The sequence below is a fragment of the Pyrinomonadaceae bacterium genome, from assembly GCA_036277115.1.
GTDB lineage: Bacteria > Acidobacteriota > Blastocatellia > Pyrinomonadales > Pyrinomonadaceae > UBA11740.
The window spans coordinates 994,418-1,020,640 of the sequence record DASUNM010000023.1 but is presented as its reverse complement, the minus strand read 5'-3'; the positions used below and the strand labels follow the sequence as shown (position 1 = coordinate 1,020,640).

16 protein-coding genes are annotated in these 26,223 nt (G+C 56.7%); 13 read left to right on the top strand and 3 right to left on the bottom strand.

Annotated elements, in window-relative coordinates:
* Positions 1–188: 188 nt before the first annotated feature.
* The 7 genes from VFX97_11200 (at position 189) to VFX97_11170 (ending at position 6,165) form a co-directional block, all read left to right on the top strand.
* Positions 189–608: a polymer-forming cytoskeletal protein gene (locus VFX97_11200; GenBank protein ID HEX5703757.1), complete on the top strand. Its 420-nt coding sequence runs from the start codon at positions 189–191 to the stop codon at positions 606–608.
* A gap of 12 nt (positions 609–620) precedes the next feature.
* Entirely contained in the window at positions 621–1,124 is a 504-nt protein-coding gene (locus tag VFX97_11195; protein HEX5703756.1) for a polymer-forming cytoskeletal protein, read from the top strand.
* 131 nt (positions 1,125–1,255) lie between these two features.
* Positions 1,256–2,287 carry a GntG family PLP-dependent aldolase gene (locus VFX97_11190; GenBank protein HEX5703755.1) on the top strand — a complete coding sequence of 344 codons (1,032 nt, stop codon included), beginning with the start codon at positions 1,256–1,258 and terminating at the stop codon, positions 2,285–2,287.
* 105 nt (positions 2,288–2,392) lie between these two features.
* Positions 2,393–3,265, top strand: a complete 873-nt coding sequence (locus tag VFX97_11185) for an alpha/beta hydrolase-fold protein (protein ID HEX5703754.1) — start codon at positions 2,393–2,395, stop codon at positions 3,263–3,265.
* Positions 3,266–3,373: 108 nt separating this feature from the next.
* The gene (locus tag VFX97_11180; GenBank protein ID HEX5703753.1) at positions 3,374–4,519 is read left to right on the top strand and encodes a ComEC/Rec2 family competence protein; all 1,146 of its coding nucleotides are present in this window, start codon (positions 3,374–3,376) and stop codon (positions 4,517–4,519) included.
* A gap of 113 nt (positions 4,520–4,632) precedes the next feature.
* On the top strand, positions 4,633–5,664 hold the full coding sequence (purM, locus tag VFX97_11175; GenBank protein HEX5703752.1) for a phosphoribosylformylglycinamidine cyclo-ligase: 1,032 nt from the start codon (positions 4,633–4,635) through the stop codon (positions 5,662–5,664).
* A 12-nt stretch (positions 5,665–5,676) separates the two neighbouring features.
* Positions 5,677–6,165, top strand: coding sequence for a DinB family protein (locus VFX97_11170; protein ID HEX5703751.1), 489 nt, complete (start codon positions 5,677–5,679; stop codon positions 6,163–6,165).
* 130 nt (positions 6,166–6,295) lie between these two features.
* Here VFX97_11170 and VFX97_11165 read toward each other — a convergent pair whose 3' ends face one another.
* Together VFX97_11165 and VFX97_11160 are read right to left on the bottom strand one after the other, a co-directional pair.
* On the bottom strand, positions 6,296–8,830 hold the full coding sequence (locus VFX97_11165; GenBank protein HEX5703750.1) for a tetratricopeptide repeat protein: 2,535 nt from the start codon (positions 8,828–8,830) through the stop codon (positions 6,296–6,298).
* Positions 8,820–9,404, bottom strand: a complete 585-nt coding sequence (locus tag VFX97_11160) for a sigma-70 family RNA polymerase sigma factor (protein ID HEX5703749.1) — start codon at positions 9,402–9,404, stop codon at positions 8,820–8,822. Before VFX97_11160 ends, VFX97_11165 begins: the two co-directional genes overlap by 11 nt.
* 266 nt (positions 9,405–9,670) lie before the next feature.
* Between VFX97_11160 and VFX97_11155 the strand changes: the two genes are divergently transcribed.
* Complete coding sequence (locus VFX97_11155) at positions 9,671–16,018, top strand: Calx-beta domain-containing protein (protein ID HEX5703748.1); 6,348 nt, start codon at positions 9,671–9,673, stop codon at positions 16,016–16,018.
* Between the two features lie 21 nt (positions 16,019–16,039).
* Here the strand turns inward: VFX97_11155 and VFX97_11150 are convergent, their stop codons facing one another.
* A complete protein-coding gene (locus VFX97_11150; protein ID HEX5703747.1) occupies positions 16,040–16,171 on the bottom strand; it encodes a hypothetical protein in 132 nt (43 codons plus the stop codon).
* Positions 16,172–16,221: 50 nt separating this feature from the next.
* On the opposite strand from VFX97_11150, the gene purN reads away from it, so the two are divergent.
* The 5 genes from purN (at position 16,222) to VFX97_11125 (ending at position 26,137) form a co-directional block, all read left to right on the top strand.
* Positions 16,222–16,821, top strand: coding sequence for a phosphoribosylglycinamide formyltransferase (gene purN, locus VFX97_11145; protein HEX5703746.1), 600 nt, complete (start codon positions 16,222–16,224; stop codon positions 16,819–16,821).
* Between the two features lie 2 nt (positions 16,822–16,823).
* Complete coding sequence (locus tag VFX97_11140) at positions 16,824–17,648, top strand: RDD family protein (protein HEX5703745.1); 825 nt, start codon at positions 16,824–16,826, stop codon at positions 17,646–17,648.
* A 190-nt stretch (positions 17,649–17,838) separates the two neighbouring features.
* Positions 17,839–19,020 carry an acetyl-CoA C-acetyltransferase gene (locus VFX97_11135; GenBank protein HEX5703744.1) on the top strand — a complete coding sequence of 394 codons (1,182 nt, stop codon included), beginning with the start codon at positions 17,839–17,841 and terminating at the stop codon, positions 19,018–19,020.
* Positions 19,021–19,376: 356 nt separating this feature from the next.
* On the top strand, positions 19,377–22,577 hold the full coding sequence (locus VFX97_11130; GenBank protein HEX5703743.1) for a TonB-dependent receptor: 3,201 nt from the start codon (positions 19,377–19,379) through the stop codon (positions 22,575–22,577).
* A 293-nt stretch (positions 22,578–22,870) separates the two neighbouring features.
* On the top strand, positions 22,871–26,137 hold the full coding sequence (locus VFX97_11125) for a TonB-dependent receptor (GenBank protein ID HEX5703742.1): 3,267 nt from the start codon (positions 22,871–22,873) through the stop codon (positions 26,135–26,137).
* Positions 26,138–26,223: the final 86 nt, after the last annotated feature.

Below are 26,223 nucleotides of genomic sequence, written 5' to 3'. Positions count from 1 at the left end.
GAAAACGCCCCCTGGTCAAGCCGGCTCTTCAGCTAGAGACCGAAACCGCCCTGCGATCCAGCAGCGGTGAAACTGTCCCTGCGCGTCGTCCAAACGTCATTGCCGGTGTCGATCGTCATACCGCCGGACTCAGGCCCGTAGCGTCGCCCGCCACACAAAAGCCGCACACGTTCCAGACTCGCGTTCCGGTGATTACCGGTGAAGCAACTTATCGCGGCTACATGCCCGTGGACGGTCTCATATCGGGGCAGTTGACGGCGAGTGGCGGCGGACTGATGGTCAAACAGCGTGTGCGATCCGATTCCGATCCGGAACTCGATGGCGAGCTTTCTTTCAAAGACCTGCTGCGAATCAACGGTCACATTCGCGGTAAGGTGCAATCGGAACGCGGCACTCTGATCGTTGACGACGCGGCAACGGTCGATGCGCAGATCGAAGTCGGCGTGGCGATCATTAGCGGCGAAGTCAACGGCGATGTGTTCGCGCGCGAGCGCGTGGAACTTGGACGCGGCGCGGTCATCAATGGCAACATTTCAACCCCCTTGCTCTCCATAAAACCCGGTGCTACTTTTCACGGCGACTGCCGCATGCTGAAGACCGCAGGGTAGCTACCGACCGTCGTGTCACAGGAAGCGGAAACTCTGACCTTCAAACCCGTGCCGATTTTGAGCCCGGAGGATTCTCGCCCGGATCTCGCGCGCGATCCCGACGAGGTCGTTGAAGACTGGCTTAACGTCAGCGACACTTCAAGAAACGAAACAGATCACCCTTTGGATTCGGTGGCGGTCGCGACGCCGCTACCGCCGCGCGAGATAGCCTTCGAAGGTAACTTGCGGATCAACGGGTACGCTGCCGGAGTCATCCGTTCGGACGAAGGCCATCTGATCGTCGAAGCCGACGGCGAAGTCGACGCTGACATCTCAGTCCATGATGCGACGATCAATGGCTGCGTGCGCGGTGACATTCGCGCCAAGCGGAAGGTCGAACTCGGCGGATCGGCCCGCGTCGTCGGCGACATCGAAACTGTGGCGCTGTCTATTGAGCCCGGCGCTGTCTTCGAAGGCCGTTGCATCTTTGTGCACGCCGCTGCTGACGATTCTTCCATGCAGCCCGAGTCCTCGTGACCCGTTGATCTTCCGCAAAAGCACGGTTTCTGCCCGAATTCCCCTGTGAATATGTGATAAAGTCCGCGCCAAGTAGCACAGACTTTAGTCTGTGTCTCCTTTTTACAAATACCGACTGAAGCCTGTCCCATATGATCGATTTACGCAGCGACACTGTCACTAAACCTACGCCGGCGATGCGGCGCGCCATGGCCGAAGCCGAAGTCGGCGACGACGTCTACGGCGAAGATCCAACCGTCAATCGTTTGCAGGAACTGGCGGCTGAGATTTTTCAGAAGGAAGCCGCCCTGTATGTGCCGACCGGTTCGATGGGAAATCAGATCGCGGTGAAGTTGCACACGCGACACGGCCACGAAGTCGTCATTGAAGAGCGCGGACACATCTACAACTTCGAGATGGCCACAATGGCGGCGTTCTCAGGTTGCGTCGCGCGGCCCGTGCACAGCAAAGACGGCAGCGGCATCCTGACATGGGACGAGATCGCGGCTGCGCTTCACGCCAATGCGGCTTACTACATGGCGCCGACCGGACTGATCGCGGTCGAGAATTCGCACAACCTCGCCGGCGGATCGGTGATGTCCCGCGCGCGCGTGGAAGACATTTGCGAACACGCGCATGCGATGAAGTTGCCGGTCCACCTTGATGGCGCACGAATTTTTAACGCGGCGACGGCGCTGGGTGAATCGGTAGCTGACCTGGCCCGACCGGTTGACTCAGTGATGTTTTGCTTGTCTAAGGGTCTGGGTGCGCCGGTGGGATCGGTGTTGCTCGGCTCGAAAGCCTTCATCGACCAGGCGCGATCAGTGCGCAAGATGCTCGGCGGTGGAATGCGACAAGCCGGCGTGATCGCGGCTGCGGGTCTGGTGGCCTTGCAGGAAACTCCGAAGCGGCTGCACGAAGATCACGAGAACGCGAGCCGGCTGGCCGTGGGATTGGCGGAACTTCCCGGAATCAAGATCGATCCGGAGCGAGTTGTCACGAATATCGTGATCATTGACGTGGCCGAAACCGGAAAGACCGCTGACGGCATTTGTGCGGAACTGCGCGAGCGGGGCGTCCTGGCGATCGGATTCGGAACGTCGATTCGCATGGTCACGCATTACGACGTCGCGCGCCCGGATATTGAAACCGCGTTACGCGAATTCCAAAGCGTCGTGAGCTAAGAGCTAAGAGCTGGATACAGGTGCAGGTGAATCAATAACCGTCTGTTCTTAGCCCTTGCCTCTTCCCTTAGCGCTTAGCCTTTGCCGGTCTTCTCTGTGTCCTCTGTGGCTAACTCCAACCTCAAGCTCGCCCGGCCTGTCGTGGCCATGGTCGTGCTGCTGCTCGGCTGCGCTTACGCCCCGTGGGGCTGGGCGCAGAAGGGGCAGAGGACGCGGCAGTTGCCGCCCCATGTCCGCTTCCATCCGGACTTCAAATCTCAATTTCTGCCAAAGTCCCGCCAGCTCTTCGTTTATCTCCCGCCTGACTATCTGACGAATGAGGCGAAGCGCTATCCAGTGCTCTATCTCTTCGACGGGGCAAACTCCTTCGTCATCTGGGAGGTTGACGAGACGGCGAGGCTGCTTATTGAGGCCCAGCTGATCGAACCGCTGATCATCGTGGGCGTCGAACACGGTGGGACATGGGAAGATCGCACGGACGAGTACACGCCCACGCGCTTCTCAGGTAAGGGAGGCAAGGGCGAAGAGACAGGTCGCATGCTGGTCGAGGAGGTAAAGCCGTTCATTGACCGCGAGTATCGGACGCTTCCGGACGCCGCGCACACGGGATTGGGCGGCGCTTCTTTGGGTGGGATTATGGCGATGCATCTCGGGCTGCGTTACCCTCAGACCTTCGGCAAGCTGGCCGTCATGTCGCCCTCAGTCTGGTGGGATCGCGGCGTCATCTTGCGCAGCGTCAAGTCGTTAACTGCCAAGCCCGAGCAGCGTATCTGGCTCGATGTGGGTTCCGAGGAAGGCGCAGGGATGGACAAAAACGCGAGACGGTTGCGCGATGCGCTGACTGAGAAGGGCTGGGCGCTCGACTCAGACCTTTATTACTTCGAAGACAAACGGGCCAGGCACGAAGATATTGCGTGGGCACTGAGAATGAACAAGGTGCTCAGGTTCCTATTCCCCGCAACAAAAGCGCGAGGATGACGCGGAGCGCTCGGCAATCATCAGAATTTTTCTGTTCCAGGATCACAGTTTCACTGCTCGCAACTCCGACTTCCAAACCGAAGTGAACTATACTTGGCGCAAATTCAAATGAAACGTTCAACTCGCGGATGCGGATGTGTGATTGCGGTGCTGGTGCTCCTGCTGGGTGGCGGTACGTTCGCATTCGTTAAGTGGGGATTGCCCTGGTGGCGCACACAGCCGCCGAAACCGACAGGCGAACTGAAGATCGTTATGCTCGATGTGGGCCCGGTCGAAGGTGAGGCGACTCTGATTTTAGCGCCCGGTGGTAAGTCCGTCCTGATCGACGCCGGCGATGCCGGAAAAGGCAAAGTCGTGCTCGAAGCGTTGAAGCGTCACAAAGTTGAAAAGCTCGACTACTTCATCGCGACGCATCCGCACCCGGATCACATTGGCGCGGCTGATGAAGTATTAAATGGAATTAAAGTCGATACGGTGATCGACAACGGAGTTGACATGTCGACGCCTGCTCCGTCACCGACGCCGGCGAGAAGCGGTGCGAGAGCGACGCCGACTCCGGCCCCGAGAAGAACGCGGGCGAAAACGGTCACCAGCTTCTTCGATGAATACAAGGAAGCTTTGCAAAAGTCCGGCGCCCAGCACCAGAAAGCTGAGCCGGGTCAGAAGATGGATCTGGGCGGTGGCGCGATCCTGACGGTGCTCGCGCCCAACGAGCCGTTCTTCACCAAGGATCAAATGAAAGCCGGCGGCAACGAGCCGAACGCAAACTCAATCGTTTTGCGGTTGGATTACGGCGGCTTCACGATGCTTCTGATGGGTGACGCCGAAGAGCAAACGGAATCGAGGCTGCTCAGCCGGGATGCTGACCTCACCGCCAAGGTCATCAAGATCGCGCATCACGGATCGAAGTACGCGAGTTCGGAGGACTTCATCAAGCGCGTGAAGCCGGAAGCGGCAATCATCTCGACGGGGGCGTGGAACCGTTACAGCCACCCGTCGCAAACCGTGCTCGACCGGCTGAAGGGCATAAACGCGAAAGTCTATCGCACTGATCTGCAGGGCGAGATAACGATCACGACGAAAGGCAGACTCGATTCCAGCAAGCTCTACGATATCAAGCCGGCTAAAGAAACGACTGAAGATGTCTGGGTGGGACGCGAAGGGTCGAAAGATGATTCGTCGCGATCCGGATTTATCGCGTACGGCGATTTCGGTCCGCCGCCGAAACCGAGAGCGACGCCGAAAAGGAAGTGAATAGTAAATCGTGAATGGTGAATAGATTCAGACGCCAGGCGCGACGCGTTCTATCGGCGCGGACCTTGGAAAAGAGATCTATTTACGATTTACCATTTACGATTCACTAGCTTATGAAACCCGCAACCTACGCCGACGCCGGCGTCGATATTGACGCCGCGAATCGCGCCACCGAAAAAATCAAAGAACTCGCACGGCGGACATTTAACGCGCGCACCCTCTCCGACATCGGCAGCTTCGGCGGCATGTTCGACGGCGCCTTCCCCGGAATGCGTCAGCCTGTCCTCGTCGCTTCCGCGGACGGTGTCGGCACGAAACTTAAGGTCGCATTCGAAACCGGCGTGCACAACACAGTCGGGCGCGACCTGGTGAATCACTGTGTTAACGACATTCTGGTGCAGGGCGCGCGGCCGCTTTTCTTTCTCGATTACGTGGCGACGGGAAAACTCTCGCCCGATGTAATCGCCAGTGTGATCGAAGGCATCACCGACGGCTGTCGCGAAAACGGCTGCGTGCTGTTGGGCGGCGAGACTGCTGAGATGCCGGGTTTCTATTCCGCAGGCGAATACGACGTGGCCGGGTTCATCGTCGGCGTAGTCGATCGCGAACACATCATCGACGGGCAAACGATCGAAGCGGGCGACGTCATACTCGGTTTGCCGTCAGCCGGTTTGCACACGAACGGTTATTCGCTTGCGCGCAAACTTTTTTTCGAGGACGCGGGCTACACCGTCGCAACCCACCTGGATGAAGCCGAAGGCACGGCCGGCGAAGTGCTGCTGCGCCGGCATGTGAGTTACCTGCGCCCGCTCGAAGGCCTTCTCGATCGCGGCAATATTAAAGGACTCGCGCACATTACCGGCGGCGGCTTGCTCGAAAACATTCCGAGGATTTTGCCTGAGGCCACCAACGCCGAGATTCAACGCGGTGCGTGGCCGGCTCTTCCCGTGTTCAATTTGCTTCAGCGCCTCGGCAACATCGACGAGTCCGAGATGTTCCGCACATTCAACATGGGAATCGGCATGGTCGTCGTCTGTGAGCCCTCGGAAGCCGCCGGAATAAAAACACACATCGCATCGACAGGCGAAGCCTGCTATGAAGTCGGCCGCATCGTGAACGGTGACCGGCGCGTAGTTCTTATATAAAGAGGAGAGGCAATGCAAGATTGGCTTAGAGACTTTCGCAAGACGGTTGAGTCTGCCTCGGATCGTTTGCGCACGATTGACGAAGCGCAGGCGGCGCAGCCACGCACCGAAGATCACTGGTCGTCAAAACAAATACTCGGGCACTTGATCGACTCTGCGACCAACAACCACGCGCGTTTCGTGCTGGGACAGTTGAAAGATGATCTAGTGTTTCCCGGTTACGATCAGGACGACTGGGTACGCACGAACCACTATCAGGATGCGCCGTGGCCACAGCTCGTCGAACTTTGGCGCACTTACAATCTGCACCTGCACCATGTGATGTCGCACGCCGACCAGGCAAAGCTGAACACGCCGTGCACGCTGCACACTCTGCAGGAAATCGCTTTCAAGACCGTCCCTAAAGCGGAGCCGGTCACCCTCGAATATTTAATGAAAGACTACGTCGATCATTTGAAGCATCACCTGGCGCAGATTTTCAGCGATGGCGATCCCGCTTAACTGTCCGAACTGTTGAATTCATCTGACCAACGTTACCGGGACTTCTGAATGGGAGATAGGTTGGAGCGCGTCTGCATGTCCGCGCATCCGTTTGGCTGATTATGCGAAACCAGTGCTTCCGACGGAGCGGCTAGTACTTTGCGGGCTTACCCCATTCCTGATAGAGCTTCTGCAGATTTTCGGTAGCGGCTTTGATTCGCGGACTGTGTGGCACGTCACTCTTGATTGCGTTGTGCCACGCCAATAACAAGGGCTCTGCCTCGGCATAACGACCCTGGGCAAGTAAACACTCGCCGAGGCCATTGCCCAAAGATGCGGAAGGCTTCGATGGGTCTATTGCGCTCCAGATCCGTATCGATTCGCGAAGATAACTCTCAGCTCGTTTAGGCTCCCCGTTTTTTGTCAGAATGATGCCCAGGTAAAACAGTAGCGAAGAAAACTCCTTGCTGTTCGGATCGAGGAGAGTTTTCTGCGTCGCGAAAATCTTTTCCATCTCGGCTTTCGCCGTGGGGCATTGGCCTTTAAGGCAGACTATATTCTCCAGCTGCATTTTCACCGCGACGGAGTTCCAATCATTCCCATCATAGGTGAGCAAATAAAGCTCCAGCGCTCGCCGCATCTGGGACTCCGCTTCGTGGTAGATCTTCTTCGTTGCCAGAATCTGTCCCAATCGCTCGTGCAACTTGGCGAGATAAGTATTCTGCTCGTTTCCGAATAGCCTTATGGCTTCTCGATATTCCGCCTCGGCTTTCTCAAAGTCTCCCCGCTCCAGGTTAAGTTTGCCGATGTAATCACGTGCGACGCCCACCGTAATGTGCTCAGGTCCGTTGCGCTGCTGAAAAATCGCCAACGCTTCACGATAATGCGAAAGTGCGGCTTGGTCGTTCTTACCCTTCAATAAGGCGCCGTATTCGAGCAACATGTAAGGAAGGTTATTGCCTTCACTAGGCCTCTGCCGCTGAATATCCAGCGCTTGTTTGTAGAGACTCTCGGCTTCTTCGACTTTCCCCGTCAGGGATTTTGCTCCTGCCAGGTAGTAAAGGCTTTCAGCCACCTTGATGTGATTATTCGCGAACAAACTGCGGCGCAGATTCAAGGCCAGCTGAAATGGACGTTCGGAGAGCTCAGGCCGCCCCAAGGCTCCGTACGTGTCGCCGATTGTCGTCAGGATTTCGGCTTTCACCGCCGGCTCGTCGTTCAGTTCGTGTTCAATTCTGCTTGAGGCTTCATTCAAAGCGTCGATAACGGTCACATCGGCCTTTTTCCCGCTGCCGGGTGCATACCAGCGAGAGTTGGCGCGCGCCAACATGTCCTGATAGAACTTGTTGATGCGTTCGGCTTTGACTTGTTCGGTTCGCGCCCGGTCGCGTTCGGCTGCTACGATTCTGGACTGACGAATAATGCCGACAACGCCGGCGAGCAAAAGCCCCACCACCAACGCGGCGGCCATGACCCCGTAGCGGTTGCGTCTGACGAACTTGCTGGTCCGGTAAGCGAAAGTATCGCGGCGGGCGATGACCGGCAGGCCCTGCAGATGCCTGCGGATGTCTTCGGAAAACTGTTCGACGGTGGCGTAACGCCGCTGCGGTTCCTTGCGCAGCGCCATTAAAGCAATATTGTCCAGGTCGCCTCGTAAATGCCGGTCCCCGGCTTCTACTTGACGGGTTTGTTTTCGGCCTGGTTGGCCATTGCCGTTTTCCAATGACTGGCTTTTGAGGGCCGCGCTCGGCTTTTCGGGTTCCGTTTCGCAAATCGCTTTCGCAATGTCCTGTGGCAGGTGGCTGCGAAAACGATAGGGACGTTGACCGGTCAACAGTTGATAGAAAATCACTCCCAACGAATAGATATCGCTCGCCGTGGTAACCGGCTGACCGATGATCTGTTCTGGACTGGCATATTCCGGAGTCATCACGCGCAAGTCGGTAACGGTGACCTCTATCGCTCCGGCTTCCGCATGAGGTTGAAAGACCTTGGCGATGCCGAAATCCAGCAACTTGGGATTTCCATCGCTCGTGACGAGGATGTTGTTGGGCTTTAAATCGCGGTGAATAATCAGATTCTGATGGGCATGCTGGACCGCGGAACAGACGGTGCGAAAGAGCTTCAGTCGTCCTTCGTTCGTGACCCCTTGCTCGTCGCAATATTCGAGCAGCGGCCGTCCCTCAACATATTCCATCACATAATACGGGACGCCATCTTCCGTGGTCCCGCCGTCAAGGAGTCTGGCGATGTTCGGATGATCCAGCGCGGCGAGAATCTGGCGCTCAGTATAGAAACGCCTTAACAGCTCGCTATTATCAAAGCCTCGCCGTATTAGCTTGATCGCTACCTGCTTTTGATAGAGGTCATCGGCGCGCTGGGCCAGATAGACCGCCCCCATGCCGCCTTCGCCCAACTTGCGCACTACCTGGTACTGGCCGATGCGTTTGCCTTCGACCGGTGAGTGCGTCACATCGCCCGCCAGCGTATGAGCAATGACAGCGTAGGCAGGCTTCTCTATGAAAGCCTCGACCTTGCCCGCAGACGCCAGTAGTTCTTCAACGGCATTGCGCAGCTCGCTGTCGCCATTGCAATTGTCTGACAGCAGGTCCGCGCACGCCTGCGGTTCAAGTTTCCGCGCCGCGTAGAACAAAGCTTTCACCTTTTGATAGCGCTCAGGTGTCATTGTCCGAGACCTTCTTAAGTTGGTTGTACAACCACGCTTTGGCCATGTCCCACTCTCGTTGCACGGTCGAACGCGAGATGCCCATAACCTCAGCCGTTTCATCCAAAGTCAGCCCCCCAAAAAAACGAAGCTCGACCAGCCGGCCCTGTTGCGGGTCGAGGCGTGACAGATCGAGCAATGCCTCATCGACTGCGACCACGTCGATTTCGAGATCGTTGGGAAAAGAGACTGCGTCATCGAGAGAGATTCTGGTTTCCGACCCGCCGCGTTTTGCCGCGAGGTATTTGCGGGCATGGTCGACCAGAATGCGCCGCATCATCTCAGACGCCACGGCGCAAAAGTGAGCGCGGTTTTTCCAATCAACACGAGTTTGATCGATCAAGCGCAGGTAGGCTTCGTGCACGAGCGCGGTTGGTTGCAACGTGTGGTTCGGCCGTTCGCGGCGCAAGAAGGCGGCCGCGAGCCGCCGCAGCTCGTCGTAAACCAGCGGCCATAACTTCGCTGCCGCATCGCTGTCGCCGGCGCTCATCTCCAAAAGAGTCGCCGTCACATCTTGCTGAGGGGGGACAGTCACAGTACCTCGGGACTCTCCTGACGCCGATTGACGAGGTCGGATTATACAAAGAATCAAAGGCATCGCGAAGGATATCGCGAAGGATGTCAGTGCGGGGACATCCGGGAAAAATGAACGATCACCCACTGGCCCAGGTCCTCACCCCGAAGAATATTTTCGCCCCCCGGTTGAACCTTTTTGAGCTGCTCTCTACGCGTATTTAAGTAGAAGGAAAACTTCATCTCAGACCAGCCCAAGTCATTTGCTCAGTTTCTAAAGGAGATGTCATGAGACCCAAACTCACGAAAACTGCGAATTTGATCGCCAGTAAGCACAATCCCCCCATTCGCCGATTTGCCGCGTTTACTTATATTGCGGCGATGGTCGCCATGACCATTTGTCTGGCCCTGCTTCTAAACGCAGGTGACGTGGCCGTGAAGGCCAGCAAGACGGGAATTGGACAGGATCAGAAACGCGCCGGTCAGAAAAAGGAAAGGCAGTCGGCAGCGCAAGACGATCAACAGAGCCAGATTCCGGGAGCCGAACAGGGCGCGCCGCCAGCCAACGACACCTCGGGCAGTAAGTCCACTTCGAGGTCCAGTGGCCTGAAGACGGCCCCAGCGGCAATGACATTCGTGGTCACCGTGACGAACAACGACAACGGTGTTTGTGACGCAAGCTGCTCTCTGCGCGAAGCGATCAACGCCGCGAACGCCAACGTTGATCCCGCGAATCCGGATACGATTCAATTCAACATCCCCGGTGGGGGTCTTCAGACGATCAACATCACCGGCTCGACTCCACAGATCACCGACCCGGTGATCATCGACGGCTACACTCAGCCTGGCTCAAGTGCGAACACTAATCCCATAACCATGGGAAGCAACGCCGTGCTTAACGTTGAGCTAAACGGCACTTCTTCCGGTTTTAACGGGCTCGACATCAACACGGACAACTGTGTGGTTCGGGGACTGGTTATTAACCGCTTTGGTGGTTTTGGAATCGTGATTAGAGCGGGCGGCGAGAACAACATCATCGCGGGCAACTTCATAGGCACGGATCCCACGGGGACGATTGACCGTGGCAACACCTCGGTAGGCGTCGGTTCTTTCGCGCCAAATAACACGATCGGCGGCATCAACCCGGCTGATCGCAACATCATCTCAGGGAACAATAGTCATGCTGTGCAAATTTCCGGCACCAGCAGTCCGGCGAGCACTAATAAGGTCCAGGGTAACTTTATCGGCACCGATAAGACCGGCACAGTGGCAATTGCCAACAGCGGACTCGGCGTCGGCATATTCTCTTCAAATAACAACACCATTGGCGGCACCGTCGCGGGCGCGCGCAACGTGATCGGCGGAAACACGGCGAGCGAAATCCAGATAACCGGTGAGCCTTCTGATGCCAACGTGGTGCAAGGCAACATCATCGGTCTCGACGTGACGGGCAATGTCGAGTTTGAGGCGAGCCTGTTTACTTTTGGAGACGGCGTGAGCGTACTGTCCGGAGCGGACAACAATACTATCGGGGGAACGACAGCAGACGCGCGCAACATCATCTCAGGCGCAAATGGCGACGGCGTCGAGATCAATGGCACCAGTACGACCGGGAATGTGGTCCAGGGCAACTACATCGGCACCGACGCGACGGGCACGGCCGCGCGCGGCAACACCACCGGGGTCAAACTACAGAACCAGATCAACATGACGCTCGGAGGCACGGCGGCTGGGGCGGGCAATCTGATCTCAGGTAACGGCTTCGGAGGAATTTCGATCCAGGGCAGTTCGGGATCGGGAAACCTTGTGCAGGGCAATCTAATTGGGACGGATAAGAACGGCACCGCCGCGGTCGGTAACGGATCTTTCGGGGTCATCATCACCGGCGCCTCCAGCAACACCGTTGGCGGTACGACCGTGGGGGCGCGGAACATTATTTCCGGTAACTCAAGAGGCGTGTCGATCGAAGGCGCAACACTCGACGCGGGCAGCAATACTATCCAGGGCAATTATATCGGTGTAGACATTAACGCCGCTCCGCTGGGCAATACCGGCGAAGGCGTGACCATAAACTTCTCTCCTAATAACACCATCGGCGGCGCCGCGCCCGGCGCCGGTAACATCATTTCAAACAGTGGAGATCACGGCGTCCTGATCGAGGGCGATGCGACATCGGGCAACAACACTATTCAGAGCAATACGATTGCGAACAGCGGCGGCGACGGGGTGTTTGTCGACTCCAGCGCGCAGAACACGATTGAAACAAACTCGATTTTCGGAAGTGGCGGTCTCGGGATCGATCTAAGTCCCAACAATGTGACGGCGAACGACACGAACGATCCGGATAACGGCGCCAACAACCGGCAGAACTATCCTATCCTCAACCTTCCGACGAACTCCGGCGGCAATATCAACATCAGCGGCACGCTCAACAGCACGCCAAGTACGCAGTTTCGTCTGGAATTTTTCTCGAATCCTACCTGCGACAGCTCAGGATTTGGCGAGGGACAAACCTTCGTGGGTACCACCGACGTTACTACGCCCGCCGGCGGCAGTATCAACTTTAATCATGTCGTGCCGGCTATCCCGGCCGGCCATTTTCTGACCGCCACGGCGACCGCGCCGAACGGCGATACCTCCGAATTCTCACAATGCGCGCAGGAAGGACCGCCCGCAGTGTCGCTCGCATTCAGCGCGGCTGTGATCGACGACAGCGCTGGCAATGCGAACGGCTTGATTGATGTCAACGAATGCATCTCGCTCAACATCGAGTTGCGAAACCGCGGGGGCGTTGGCGCCACCGCCATCTCGACGGTGCTCTCCAGCCAAACCGCGGGCGTCACTGTCACTCAGCCGAACTCTGCCTATTCTGATCTCGCGACGGGTAATACCGGCGTGAACGCTACGCCCTTTAAAGTGAGCGTTCCACCGGGTTTTGGCTGCGGCGCGCCGATCGCGTTGCGAATAACTGCGACGACTGCCCAAGGCGTCTTCATAGTGGATTTCCAACTTCCCACTAACGTCCCAGCGGTGACTTCTACCTTTAACACGAGCGGTCCGGCCGTGCCGATTCCCGATGATGAAACGAACGTGGCTAACATGCCGCTGAATGTCAGCGGGATCATCGGACCAATAACCAAGGTCCGGGTGAAGATGTTTATCACGCATCCCGTTTCGGACGACCTGGACATCAGTCTCGTCGGGCCGGACGGAACTGAAGTATTCCTTGCGCTCGGCAATGGCGGCGATGCAAATTTCGGTACCGACTGCCCTGCGGATGCCAATGACACAATCTTTGACGACGACGCGGATACACCCATCGATGACGGCGATAATCCTTTTGTCGGCACATTCCGACCGGTTGACGATCTCACCCCCTTTATCAATAAGTCGGGGGCGTCAGTCAACGGCACCTGGAACCTGCGCGTAGAAGACACGTTTTCAGGTGACGCCGGCACGATCCAGTGCTGGGCGCTGGAGATTACTTCGACACCTGCGGTCAGCTCCACATTCAACTCGGCGGGTCCGGTAGCGATTCCGGACAATAACCCGAGCGGGGCTGAGTTGCCGGTAACTGTGTCCGGCGTGACAGGTCCGATTGCCAAGGCGCTGGTCAATCTACATTTGACGCACGGATCTACGGACGATCTGGACATCAGTCTTGTCGGCCCTGACGGCACGACTATTAACCTCTCCTCCGATAACGGAGCGGGAGCAAACTACGGAACAGATTGTCCCGCCGACGCTAACGACACAGTCTTCGATGACTCTGCCGAGGATTCCATTACCGATGGCGACAATGCTTTCGTCGGCACCTTCCAGCCCGAGCAAGCTCTCATCGCCTTCAACGGCAAATCTGGTGCGGCGGTCAACGGCAGTTGGAAACTGAAGGTGGTCGACGACGAGACGGGAGTCGCGGGCAACATCGAGTGCTGGACACTCACTATCCTTACCGTCGCATGCGCCAACGGCGGTGGCGAGTGCGCAATCCCTCCGGCCCCGGAGATTAACGTCAGCGGCAATAGCGTTTCGATCACCGACGGCGACAATTCTCCCACCGCGACCGATCACACAGATTTTGGTGGCGCCCTGATTAACGGCGGCACCGTTTCACGCATTTTCACGATCGAGAACACCGGCCCTCTGGCGCTCAACCTCACCGGCACGCCCAAAGTGACAATCGGCGGCGCGAATGCTGGAGACTTCAGCGTGACCGTGCAGCCTTCTTCGCCTGTCAGCAGCGGCGGCGGCACAACCACCTTCACAGTTCAATTCGATCCCACTGCTTCAGGGCTGCGCACGGCGACCTTGAGTATCGCCAATGACGATAACGACGAAAATCCTTATGACTTTGCGATCCAGGGTACGGGCGTCGCGGAGGTAACCGTAGAGGTGTCGCCTGCTTCAGTAATGGAAAATGACGCCTCGAATCTCGTTTACACCTTCACTCGTAACGACACGAACGGCGCGCTCACGGTGAACTTCTCAGTTGGCGGTACCGCCACTTTCAATTCCGATTACACCCAGACAGGCGCCGCCACCTTTACCTCTTCAACCGGTACGGTGACGTTTGACGCCGGCAGCGCCACCAAAACTGTAACCGTCGACCCAACACCCGATACCGCCGATGAGCCGAACGAAACAGCAATTCTGACAGTGACGGCGGGAGCAGGCTATAACGTCGGCAGCCCGGCTTCGGCCACCGGCACCATCACCGACGACGACCCGACGCCTTCACTCTCGATTGCTGACGTGGAGCTGAATGAAGGGAATACCGGGACCACCGCCTTCACGTTCACCGTAACGCTCTCGCATCCTTCTTCCGGGACTGTGACCGTTGACTACGCTACTCAAAATGACTCGGCCATCGCCCCGGGCGATTACTCCGCCATCAGTCCGGCGCAGACATTGACCTTTGTCCCAGGCGACACGAGTGAACAATTCACCATCCAGGTGAACGGAGACACCTCGGTTGAAACCAACGAGACCTTCTTCGCTAACCTGAGCAACAACTCCGCCAACGCGACTATGGCAGATGGCCAGGCAGTGGGCACGATCAACAACGACGACACGGATGTGACCGTGGCTGTGTCACCTGCGTCGGTATCTGAAGATGGGGCGACGAATCTCGTTTACACGTTCACGCGCACGGGTGTTAACAGTGGCGCGTTGACGGTGAACTTCTCGGTCGGCGGCACGGCAACCTTCGATACTGATTACTCGCAGACGGGCGCCGCCACCTTTACGTCTGCAACTGGTACGGTGACGTTTGACGCCGGGAACTCTACTGCGACGGTCACCATTGATCCGACAGCCGACCTGACCTCTGAATCGGATGAAACCGTAATCCTGACTGTGACTTCGGGCGCTGGCTACACCATAGGCAGTCCCGCTCAGGCAACCGGAACGATCAGCAACGACGACGCCGGGGGCGGAAACATCAGATTCAGCGCGGCGAATTACAACACGACCGAAGACTCCGGCTCAACGACGATTACCGTGGAAAGAGTCGGCGATACTACCCAAGTGGTGACCGTGGACTATGCCACGCCGGACGACAGCGCGGCGATGACAGTGGTTCCGTGCGCCACCACTAGCGGGCTGGCTTCGCCGCGGTGCGATTTCACCACGGCGCTGGGCACGCTGCGGTTCGCGGCGGGCGAAACCTCGAAGACCTTCACGGTCCTGATCTCACAGGACAATTATGTGGAAGGAGCAGAGACCCTATCACTGACGCTCTCGAACCCGACGGGCGGAGCGGTCCTCGGAACGCCCTCAACGGCGACGTTGACGATCGCCGACGACGTGACTGAGCCGGCCACCAGTCCCATCGACGATCCCGAAAACTTTGTGCGGCAGCATTATCACGACTTTCTTAATCGCGAGCCCGATCCGGCCGGCCTGGCGTTCTGGACCAACGAAATCACCTCTTGCGGCGCCAACGTGCAGTGCATAGAAGCGAAGCGCATCGCTGTCTCGGCGTCGTTCTTCCTCTCGATTGAGTTCCAGGATACGGGTTACCTGGTCGAGCGAATTTACAAAGCGTCATACGGCGACGCAACGGGCACCTCGAACATTGGATCGCCTCACACATTGCCTGTGCCCATCGTAAAATTTAGCGAGTTTATGCCCGACACGCAGAAGATCTCGCAAGGCGTAATTGTCCTTCAGCCTGGTTGGGAAACAGTGTTGGAGAACAACAAGCAGGCATTCGTCTCTGAGTTTGTGCAGCGGTCGCGATTCGCCACGGCTTATCCGACGACGCTGACGCCGGCGGCTTTTGTGGATGCGTTGTTCGCGAATGCCGGGGTGACTCCCTCGACCACGGACCGCGACGCGGCAATTAATGAGTTTGGAGTGGCGGTGAATACGGCGGATCTGGCGGCGCGAGGAAGGGCGCTGCGGCGGGTGGCCGAGAATTCGACGCTGAAGGCCAACGAGATGAACCGGGCCTTTGTGCTGATGCAGTACTTTGGATATCTGCGGCGCGACCCGAATGCCGCTCAGGATACAGACCATAGCGGCTATGACTTCTGGCTGACGAAGTTGAACCAGTTCAACGGCAACTTCATTCAGGCTGAGATGGTCAAAGCGTTTCTGTCGTCGATTGAATACCGGGAAAGATTTGGGCCGTGATCGTTCTTTAGTCGCTGCAAGTCATCTGCCGATTACGAGAATGACTGAAAGCAGTTCGTAGGACGGAATGTAGCCCTCAGGCTTCGATCCTACGGCTGCTTTCGCTGACTGACGCAACCCCGGTCCCTTTGCTCTTAAATAGGTGCTTTTCATTTTTGATATGCTATTTTTGGTCGCACAATCTTTCAGGGCCGAAACTTTTCATGCCTTTTCATCGCCTTGGTATCTTAATCTCCGGCCGCGGCTCGAACATGGTGGCGCTGATCGATGCGGCGCAAGCCGGAATGATTCCCAACGCGGATGTCGCCGTTGTGATTAGCGATCAAGTAACTGCCGCGGGCTTGGAAAAAGCACAAGCGCGCGGTATTGAGAGTGTTGTTATTGAACGCCGGGGCCGTTCGCGCGAAGAACATGACCGCGAGATCATGGCCGCCTTGCGCGATCGAAACATCGATCTGATTTGCCTCGCCGGTTACATGCGCATCCTTTCTAACGAATTTATTGAAGGGTTTCGCGGGCGGATTCTCAACATTCATCCGAGTCTCTTGCCGTCTTTTCCCGGCCTCGGGCCCCAGAAACAGGCACTCGATAACGGCACGAACTACAGCGGCTGCACGGTGCACTTTGTTGATGAGACATTGGACGGCGGGCCGATCATCGCGCAACGCGTAGTGCCGGTGCTGGAAGGCGACACGGTTGAGACATTGTCAGCGCGGATACTTGAGCAGGAGCACCAGCTCTATCCGGAAGCCGTGGCGCAGGTGCTGGCGAACAACCATTTCAGTCAAGCTGCTAATTCGTAAGCATGTCCGCAGTTGTCACTACAGACGAAACACTCGTCATTGAAACGCCTGAGCGCGTACCGCTTCACTTTGCGCTCGCGTCGATTGGCAATCGCTTTATCGCCTGCGCCATCGACCACATTATTCAAACGGTGGCACTGTTTGCGATGGTGATCTTCTTCATGATCATCGCGGGGTTCTCCGACTTTGGAGATCGCGTTACGGGTGCGCCCAGTTGGGTAAAGGCGGTGCTGATTATATTCATCTTTCTTTTGATCTCCGGGTACTTTGCCGTATTCGAATGGATTTGGCGCGGCCAAACACCGGGCAAGCGTTGGCTGAAGCTGCGCGTGATTCGCGAAGACGGCCGGCCGATTGGGTTCTTTGAATCGGCAGTCAGAAACCTTTTGCGAAACTTTGACATGCTGCCGACGCCGCCGTTCTATTCGGTGGGACTGGTCTCGGTGTTTGTGACTGGGCGCGACCAACGCGTCGGCGATCTGGTTGCGGGCACGGTGGTCGTGCGGGAACGCGAAGCCGAGGCGCCCGCCTTCACCGAAGTGTTCGCTTCACCTGTTTCCGATCAAGCGTTGCGGCGCGCCTGGAAGCCGGTGCCATTTACCGCGGACGTGAATCTGTTGACCGAAGCTGAGATTCAAGTCGTTGAAAGTTTTCTACGCCGCCGTTGGGACTTGAAGGACTATCCGCGACAGTGGATGGCCTGGCGAGTCTCGATGCCGATTCTTTTCAAGCTGCGCCCGCAATACGATCTTCCGACGTTCACTTACGAAGGCTTCCTCGAAGAGCTGCTGCATCGCTATCGCGAGAAACACCGGTTCATCGATTGAATTTTCACCTTCGTTTAGAGGCGGGCTACTGCCCGCCCAATCTTGCCGGCTAAGAGGCGGGCGGTAGCCCGCCTCTAAACAGCATCCGCTACTTTCGTCCTTTGCAAATTGACCTCGCGTTTCTCGTTTGCTAGCCTCGTTCGTTTCTAAGGACAAGAAAATTTACAACCGTAGGAAGGCAAATTAATTCATGGCTCAGGATGTTTTCATTCTTGGTGGTAAGCGGACGCCGATGGGCGAGTATGTCGGCGCATTGAAGGATATTTCGGCAATTGATCTCGGCGCCGCCGCGTCGAAAGCGGCCCTCGAAACCACGGGCGTCGCCGCCGAAGAAATCGATCACGCAATCTTTGGCAACGCGCTGCAAACATCCGGCGATGCAATCTACGGAGCGCGGCACGTCGCTTTAAAAGCGGGTGTCCCTTTCGATCGACCGGCGTTAACGGTCAATCGTTTGTGCGGCAGCGGGATTCAATCGATCGTTTCCGGCGCGCAGATGATTCAACTCGGCGAAGCGCGGACGTGTCTGGTCGGTGGCATGGAGTCGATGTCGCAAGCCCCTCACGTGATTCGCGGCGCGCGTTCAGGGTTTGGTTTGGGTCAGGGAAAGTTGGAAGACAGCTTGATGGTGGCGCTGCTCGACACGTACTGCAATACGCCGATGGCGGGCACGGCGGAAAACCTCGCGCGCAAGTTCGAGATTTCTCGGGAGGAGCAGGACAAGTACGCGCTCCGTTCACAGCAGGCCGCGAAGCGCGCACTCGATGAAGGCTTCTTCGCCGATGAAATTGCGCCGGTTGAGGTGAAGAGCCGGAAAGGGACAACGCTATTCGATCACGACGATCACCTGCGTCCCGACACCACGATGGAAGGTCTTGCGAAGCTCAGGCCTGCGTTCGCAAAAGACGGCTTCGTCACCGCCGGCAACGCCTCGGGGATCGTCGATGGCGCGGCGGCGCTGGTCATCGCCGGCGAATCGTACGTCAAAGCGCATGACTCGAAGCCGCTCGGTCGCATCGTTAGTTGGGCCTATGCGGGGGTTGAACCTGAGATCATGGGCATCGGCCCGGTGCCCGCGTCGCTTCAAGCACTGGAGAAAGCCGGCCTGAAGGTTGAGGACATGGATCTCGTCGAAGTTAACGAGGCTTTCGCCGCCCAGTACCTGGCGGTGGAAATGGAGCTGGGGCTCGATCGCAACAAGACGAACGTGAACGGCGGCGCTATCGCGCTCGGTCATCCGCTCGGTGCTACGGGAACGCGTCTGGTGCTGACGCTGCTGCGCGAATTGCAGCGGCGTAATGGTCGTTATGGCTTGGCCACCGCGTGCATCGGAGGCGGTCAGGGCATCGCAATCATTGTCGAGAAGCTTTAGATTTTCATAGAAAATCCAAAATAATGGTTGCGCAATCCGATTCGTGATTGACGTTTGCACGAGCAACCGTAGAAAACAGCAGGGATCGGACGACGCCGATCGAGGCCCCTGCAGGGCACGACAGTTGCCGTTTTTGCCGTGTAACTTTCGATCTGTTCATGAAGTTTTCACGTCCCGAACACCGTTTTAATCTTGCGTAATTGCCAACCAGTCGTGCTAGAAACCGCCTTCTGCATTGCTCAGAGAAGTTCCTTCGCAACCGGGAGATCACAGTTCTCGAAAGTCTCAGTTTGGATTGCGTCTTTGGCGCAGAGTGACCCGCAACGTTTTCTTATTCCCTAAGGAGTGGTCCTGATATGCGTAAAATCTTCAATTTTAGTTTTGCTCTAACGTTAGTTCTTGCGATCTTTGCGTCTAACGCAATCGCGCAATCCACAACGCAAGGTGCGATTAGCGGCACGGTTAAAGATCCGCAAGGCGGGGTTGTTCCTAACGCTACCGTTACCGTCAAAAACACCGAGACAAACAAAGAGTCGACGGTGACCACAAATGATGATGGCGCCTTCAAGACCGTTAACCTCGATCCAGGAATCTACGCGGTAACCGTCAACGTGGCGAACTTCGCAGCCTTTAGCGGTACGGCCGTTGTCGAGGTCGGGCGCGCGACATCGCTGGAAATCGATCTGTCACTCCAAGGTGCAACTGAAGTTGTCCAAATCACCGGTGAAGCGCCAGTTATCAACACTGAGCAGCAGGACTTCTCAAGCAACATCAACCAAACGTCGATTAACGAACTCCCGATTAACGGCCGCCGGTGGTCTAACTTCGCCATCCTGACACCTGGAGCAACACCGGACGGCAATTTTGGTCTGATCAGTTTCCGCGGCATCTCCGGACTACTCAATAACAGCACGGTTGACGGCGGCGACAATAACCAGGCGTTCTTTTCGGAGGAGCGCGGTCGTACCCGCAGCGCGTACTCAATAAGCCAAGGGGCCATTCGCGAATTCCAGGTAAACACTTCGAATTTTTCGGCTGAGTACGGACGTTCCGCGGGCGGCGTGATCAACGCCGTAACCAAGTCCGGCAGCAACGAGTTTCACGGCTCTGGCTTTTGGTACACCCGTAATAACAAATGGGGCGCGCGTAATCCAAATAGTTTTATCAACCAGCTTGTAAATGGCGTGTCAACCCGCGTTGCCTTAAAGCCTGAGGATGTGCGTCATCAATTCGGCGGAACTATCGGCGGGCCGATAGTAAAGGACAAAGCGTTTTTCTTCTTCAGCTACGACGAACAACGACGAAACTTCCCGGGAGTTGCCGTGTTTAGTACGGCCAATTACCTCAACACCGTCAACCGCACCACGCTCACGGCGAGAGGCTTGACCACGGCCCAGATTGATTCCAGTTTGGCGTTTATCAACAGCCTGACCGGCGAGACGCCGCGTCGTGGCGATCAGAGACTCATTCTCCCGAAGCTTGATTGGCATCTCACGGAGAACCACCACTTCACCGCGACTTATAATCGGCTGCGTTGGGACTCCCCAGCGGGAGTTCAGACGGGCGCGACGGTCACGCGTGACCGGGCCGGTTTCGGAGATGATTTTGTTGACATAGATTCGCTTAATCTGCGACTCAATTCCACTTTCTCAAGCAAGCTGATCAATCAGTTCCGGTTTCAGTGGGCCCATGAACTTAATGCCCAGTTTGCCCAGCCGCCTTTGCCAGGCCAGCCGACGACCGCCAACGGTTTTTCGCCACAGGTTGCCCTGACGAATGGCATCACCTTTGGCAAAGCAACATCATTGGATCGCGCGGCGCTGCCGGACGAGACCCGCTTTCAATTCGCCGACACGCTGACCTACTCCAGTGGAAATCACACCCTCAAACTCGGCATGGACATCAATCACGTCAAAGACATTGACGATAATTTGTTCACCGGCAGCGGCTCTTACACTTATTCCAACATCAACGACTTCATCGTTGACTACGTTAATTTCACGAGCAACGGAGCGTTGCGAACGGCTGGGGTTATATGCGCGACAGCGGCATCACCAATTGGGAATACCCGGCTTGCCGGCAGGTGCTACACGAGCAACTACGCGCAGGGTTTTGGTCAGCCGCGTTTTGAAGAAAAGACCATCGACTATGCTTTCTTTGTTCAGGACGACTGGCGCGCAATGCCGCGGCTGACTCTGAACCTCGGACTGCGCTGGGAATATGAAAAATTCCCGACGCCGTTTCTGGTTAATCCGGCTCTGCCGCAAACTGCCAACCGACCGAGTGATAAGAACAACTTCGGTCCGCGCCTCGGGTTCGCATGGGACGCCACCGGTGATGGCAAGACGAGTTTGCGCGGCGGCTATGGAATTTACTTCGGCCGAACAAACGGCACCGTCATCATCAACTCGCTGATTAACACCGGCCTGAGCACGGGCCAGGCGGTGTCATCGGTCAATCCGGCAACAAACCCCGTCACTCCGGCGGGCAACTCTGCAGCGCCTATCTTTCCAAATATCCTGACGACCGCCCCGGCGGGTACCGCCGCGGTGAACTATTTCCGTGAGGGGTTTCAAAACCCGATGATTCATCAGGGTGATGTTGTTGTCGAACGTGAGATCGGACGCAACACGGTGGTTTCTGCGTCCTACCTCTTCAGCTTCGGGAAGCATCTCGTAACCTTTGTTGATACGAACCTGCCGCCACCAAGTCGCAGCGCAACGATCAATATTGTTGGCGGGCCATTCGGTGGCAACCAGTGGACCTTCCCGTATTTCACGGGAACGAGGCCGAACACAAGCTTTGGCAATATCCTTGAAATTCGCGATAGCGTATCGACCAAGTACAACGCGTTAGTGCTGCAAGCTAACCGGCGTTTGACGGACGGCTTTCAATTCCAAAGCAGCTATACGTTGTCGAGAGCGCAAGATGACGGGGGCTCACAGAGTTCGGCGACCTTTACACCGGGCTTTTCGGCTCTGTTCAATCCTTTTGATGCGGGCGGCGAGGATGCTTTGTCTCCGTATGATCGGCGGCATAAATTCTCCGCAAGCATTGTTTACAACACTGACTTCAAGCGCTTTAGGGACACCGCGGCAGGGCACATTTTCAACGGCTGGACCATTGCGCCAATCGTAAACATGTTTTCCGGCTTCCGATACACCGGCGTCACGAACAGCTTTAGCACTTCCTCTGTTTTCGGCGCTAGCCCGGCGGGCGGCGTTAACGGATCGAATGGTTCGCTGCGCTTTGCCTTCTTGCCCAACAATTACTTCAAAGCGCCAAGAATCAATTACGTAGACCTCCGCATATCGCGACGGTTTACGATAAAGGAAAACGCTAAGATCGAGGTGCTCGCGGAAGGGTTCAATATTTTCAATCGGACCCAGGTAACCGGCGTTAATAACCGCATCTACAACGTCTCTTGCACAGGCAATACCGTTAACGGTTCGTGCAGCGCGACCTTCGATCCGACCTTCGGAACCCCGAGCGATCTTTCGAACGGATTCTTTTTCCGTGAGCGGCAGATTCAACTTGCCGTGCGCTTCGAGTTCTAAGGGTGGAAACCTGGTTGTTAAAAGCGCGTCTCTGAACGAGGCGCGCTTTTGCTTTCGGGTCGCGAAGAACAATGTCACGCCTGACCGCATTCAACACGTGATGTAGTCGGCCACAAAAACCCTTAAAATGCTTGCACAATTGCCAATCATCGTGATAAAAACCGCCTTCTGCTTTGTTCAGAGACGTTCCTTCGCAACAAGCAGTTCACAGTTCTCGAAAGTCTCAGATTTGCTTGCGCCTTTGGCGCAAAGTGGCCACAACGATTTCTAATTCTCTAAGGAGTTCTCCTGATATGCGTAAAATCTTCAGTTTTAGTTTTGCTGCGCTCCTGGTGCTGGCGCTCTCCGCGTTCAGCGTCATGGCGCAGTCGACGACTACAGGCGCGATCGGCGTTACCGTTACTGACCCGAAGGGCGCCGTCGTCCCGGGTGCCACGGTGGTCGCGCGCAATTCCGAAACCAATAAGGAAGACACGGCGACGACCGACGACGAAGGGCGCGCCCGCATCAACAACCTGCAACCGGGAACGTACACTGTGACGGCTGAAGGTTCCGGGTTCGGGAAGTTCACCCAACAGAACATCGTCGTGGAAGTCGGCGTGGTTAGCTCAGTTGACGCGGTCATGGCGATCGCCGGCGGTGAGAACATCGTCGAAGTCACGGGCGGCGCACCGGTAATCAATACCGAGCAGCAGGACTTCTCAAGCAACATCAACCAGACTTCGATTAACGAACTGCCCATCAACGGCCGCCGCTGGTCTAACTTTGCGTTGCTGACCCCAGGCGCGGTTCCGGATGGTAACTTTGGCTTGATTAGTTTTCGCGGCATTTCCGGACTGCTGAACAACAGCACCATCGACGGCGGCGACAACAACCAGGCGTTCTTCGCTGAAGAGCGCGGCCGCACGCGTATAAGCTACTCAGTCAGCCAGGCGGCGATTCGCGAATTTCAGGTGAACACCTCCAGCTACTCAGCCGAGTATGGACGCTCGGCCGGCGGCGTGGTCAACGCTGTCACCAAGAGCGGCACCAACGAATTCCACGGCAATCTCTTCTACTATCAGCGCAACAACAAGTGGGGCGCCCGCAATCCTTTGGCGACCAACAATGTGCTGGTAAACGGCGTCTTCACGCCGGTCGGGATCAAGCCGCACGACGTGCGTCATCAGTTCGGTGGCACCATCGGTGGCCCAATCGTGAGGGACAAGGCTTTCTTTTTCTTCTCATACGACGAGCAGCGCCGCGATTTTCCAGGTCTCGCCAGGTTCAACAATCCTAACTTCTTGAACACGGCCAACCGGACCCTTCTGACATCGCGCGGACTGACGAACCCACAAATCGACGCCGGTCTCGCCTTCCTGAACAGCCTTACGGGCGAGGTGGAGCGTCGCGGCGATCAAAGGCTGATCCTGCCGAAGCTGGACTGGAACCTTAACGACAGTAATACCTTAACCGTGACTTATAACCGTTTGCGCTGGAATTCGCCCAACGGAGTTCAGACACAGGCCACGAACACGCGCGCGCGTGACAACTTCGGTGATGATTTGGTTGACATCGACTGGTTGACCGCCCGGCTCAGCTCAACGCTTTCGTCAAGTTTGTTGAATGAGTTCCGATTCCAATGGGGACGTGATAACGAAACGCAGTTTAGCCGTGCGCCACAAGCGGGCGAGCCGACGAACTCGATCGATGGCCGCTCTCCCCAAACGTTCATCACGAATGGCCTGAGCTTCGGTATACCGGAGTTCCTCGACCGTCCGGCGTTTCCGGATGAACGACGCTGGCAATTCGCCAACACGATGACGTGGACGCAAGGTAAACACGCGTTGAAGTTCGGCGGAGACATCAACTTCGTCAAGGACATCATCAACAACCTTCGCTTCATCGGCGGCGAGTTCAACTACACCGGCGCGAATGCAATCGATGATTTTATTTTTGACTACATCAACTTTACGACCAACGGAGCCATCCGCGCTCTTCCAACCGACGTCATCCCTTTCAATGGTGTCTGCCCGCGTTTGGCTACGACGACGGCCGTGGCCGCACGAATCCGCGCGGGCCAGTGCTACGCTGGCGCCTTTAACCAGGGTATCGGGCCGCTCGGTCTAACGATAAAGACCACGGATTTCAACTTTTTCATTCAGGATGACTGGCGGATTCACCCGCGCCTGACGCTAAACCTCGGTTTGCGTTACGAGTACCAGAAGAATCCTGACGCCGTTGCGCCAAATCCGGCGTTACCGCAAACGGCCAACAAGGTGAATGACAAGAACAACTTCGGTCCGCGCGTCGGATTCGCATTCGACATGACCGGCGACGGTAAGACGTCCCTTCGTGGCGGCTGGGGCCTGTACTACGGTCGCGTGATCAATTCGACTGTTTACAGTGCGCTTACCAACACGGGTCTTGGTCCGAGTGTCTCGCAGCAGCAGTTGACGATTGCCTCGAATAATCTGCCACCGAGCACGTCAACCTGTGGTGGTAACCCGGTCACGGCGCAAAACTGCTTGCCGATTTATCCAAACCTGTTGGTGCCGATTGGGGCAACCACCACCAATGTCGTTGTGCGTCCGGCGGTCCAGTACTTCGACGACGACTTTCAACTGCCGCAAATTCACCAGGGCGATCTAATCGTCGAACGTGAGATTGCTCGCAACATGGTCGTCTCGGCTTCGTATCTATTCAGCTTCGGAAATTCACTGCCGACCTTTGTCGACACGAATTTGCCGCCACCGGCGCGGAATGTGGCGCTGAACATCGTGGGTGGACCATTAAATGGTCAGCAGGTCGTAACTCCAATCTTTGTCGGTGCCCGGCCAAACACCACCTATCAGCAGCTAACGGAGATCCGCAGCAATATCATTTCGAAGTATCACGCGTTGGTGCTGCAGGCCAATCGTCGTCTGACGGACGGCTTGCAGTTCCAGGTGAACTACACCTTGTCGCGGGCGATGGACAACGGCCAGGGATCGCAGACTTTCGTCGCGAACAATGTTCCGTTCAATGCATTCGATCCGGCGGCGGAAGATGCTCTGTCGAATTTTGACCGGCGACAGAAGTTTGTGGCGAGCCTGGTCTACAACACGGACTTCGCCAGCTTACGAGACAAACCGGCCGGCCACATTTTCAACGGCTGGACGATTGCTCCGATTCTCAATGCGTTTTCGGGTGCCCGCGTGACTCCGTTTGTCAGTGGCGGCGTCAGTCCGACAGCATTCGGATTTGCTTCGAATACGACGCCTGGGGGTGGCGTGAACGGTTCAGGTGGTTCCAACCGTTTTGCCGGTCTGCCGCGGAACGCCTTCAAGCAGCCGAACATTTGGTACGTTGATCTCCGCCTTTCGCGGCGGTTCAAGATTACCGAAGGAACGAAGCTGGAAATTCTGGGCGAGGCCTTTAATCTCTTCAACCGCACCCAGGTTACTCTCGTGAACACCACGGCGTACACGCAGTCCGGTACGACGATGACCTTCAGCCCGACGTTTCTGTCAACGACCGGCGCTGACAGCACGCTCTTCCGCGAGCGGCAGGTTCAGCTGGCTGTCAGGTTTGAGTTCTAACCGAAACTAATCTTTTACCCTTAAGGCGCGTCTCGAAAGAGGCGCGCCTTCTTTTTTGCATCCGCCGGCCCGCGTTACTCTTAGGC

What these genes read in the sequence shown, in the direction of transcription:
- VFX97_11190 (HEX5703755.1), top strand. Translation starts at nt 1,256, where the DNA reads ATGATCGATTTACGCAGCGACACTGTCACTAAACCTACGCCGGCGATG.
- VFX97_11180 (HEX5703753.1), top strand. Translation starts at nt 3,374, where the DNA reads ATGAAACGTTCAACTCGCGGATGCGGATGTGTGATTGCGGTGCTGGTG.
- purM (HEX5703752.1), top strand. Translation starts at nt 4,633, where the DNA reads ATGAAACCCGCAACCTACGCCGACGCCGGCGTCGATATTGACGCCGCG.
- VFX97_11170 (HEX5703751.1), top strand. Translation starts at nt 5,677, where the DNA reads ATGCAAGATTGGCTTAGAGACTTTCGCAAGACGGTTGAGTCTGCCTCG.
- VFX97_11165 (HEX5703750.1), bottom strand. Translation starts at nt 8,830, where the DNA reads ATGACACCTGAGCGCTATCAAAAGGTGAAAGCTTTGTTCTACGCGGCG.
- VFX97_11155 (HEX5703748.1), top strand. Translation starts at nt 9,671, where the DNA reads ATGAGACCCAAACTCACGAAAACTGCGAATTTGATCGCCAGTAAGCAC.
- VFX97_11150 (HEX5703747.1), bottom strand. Translation starts at nt 16,171, where the DNA reads ATGAAAAGCACCTATTTAAGAGCAAAGGGACCGGGGTTGCGTCAGTCA.
- purN (HEX5703746.1), top strand. Translation starts at nt 16,222, where the DNA reads ATGCCTTTTCATCGCCTTGGTATCTTAATCTCCGGCCGCGGCTCGAAC.
- VFX97_11140 (HEX5703745.1), top strand. Translation starts at nt 16,824, where the DNA reads ATGTCCGCAGTTGTCACTACAGACGAAACACTCGTCATTGAAACGCCT.
- VFX97_11135 (HEX5703744.1), top strand. Translation starts at nt 17,839, where the DNA reads ATGGCTCAGGATGTTTTCATTCTTGGTGGTAAGCGGACGCCGATGGGC.
- VFX97_11130 (HEX5703743.1), top strand. Translation starts at nt 19,377, where the DNA reads ATGCGTAAAATCTTCAATTTTAGTTTTGCTCTAACGTTAGTTCTTGCG.
- VFX97_11125 (HEX5703742.1), top strand. Translation starts at nt 22,871, where the DNA reads ATGCGTAAAATCTTCAGTTTTAGTTTTGCTGCGCTCCTGGTGCTGGCG.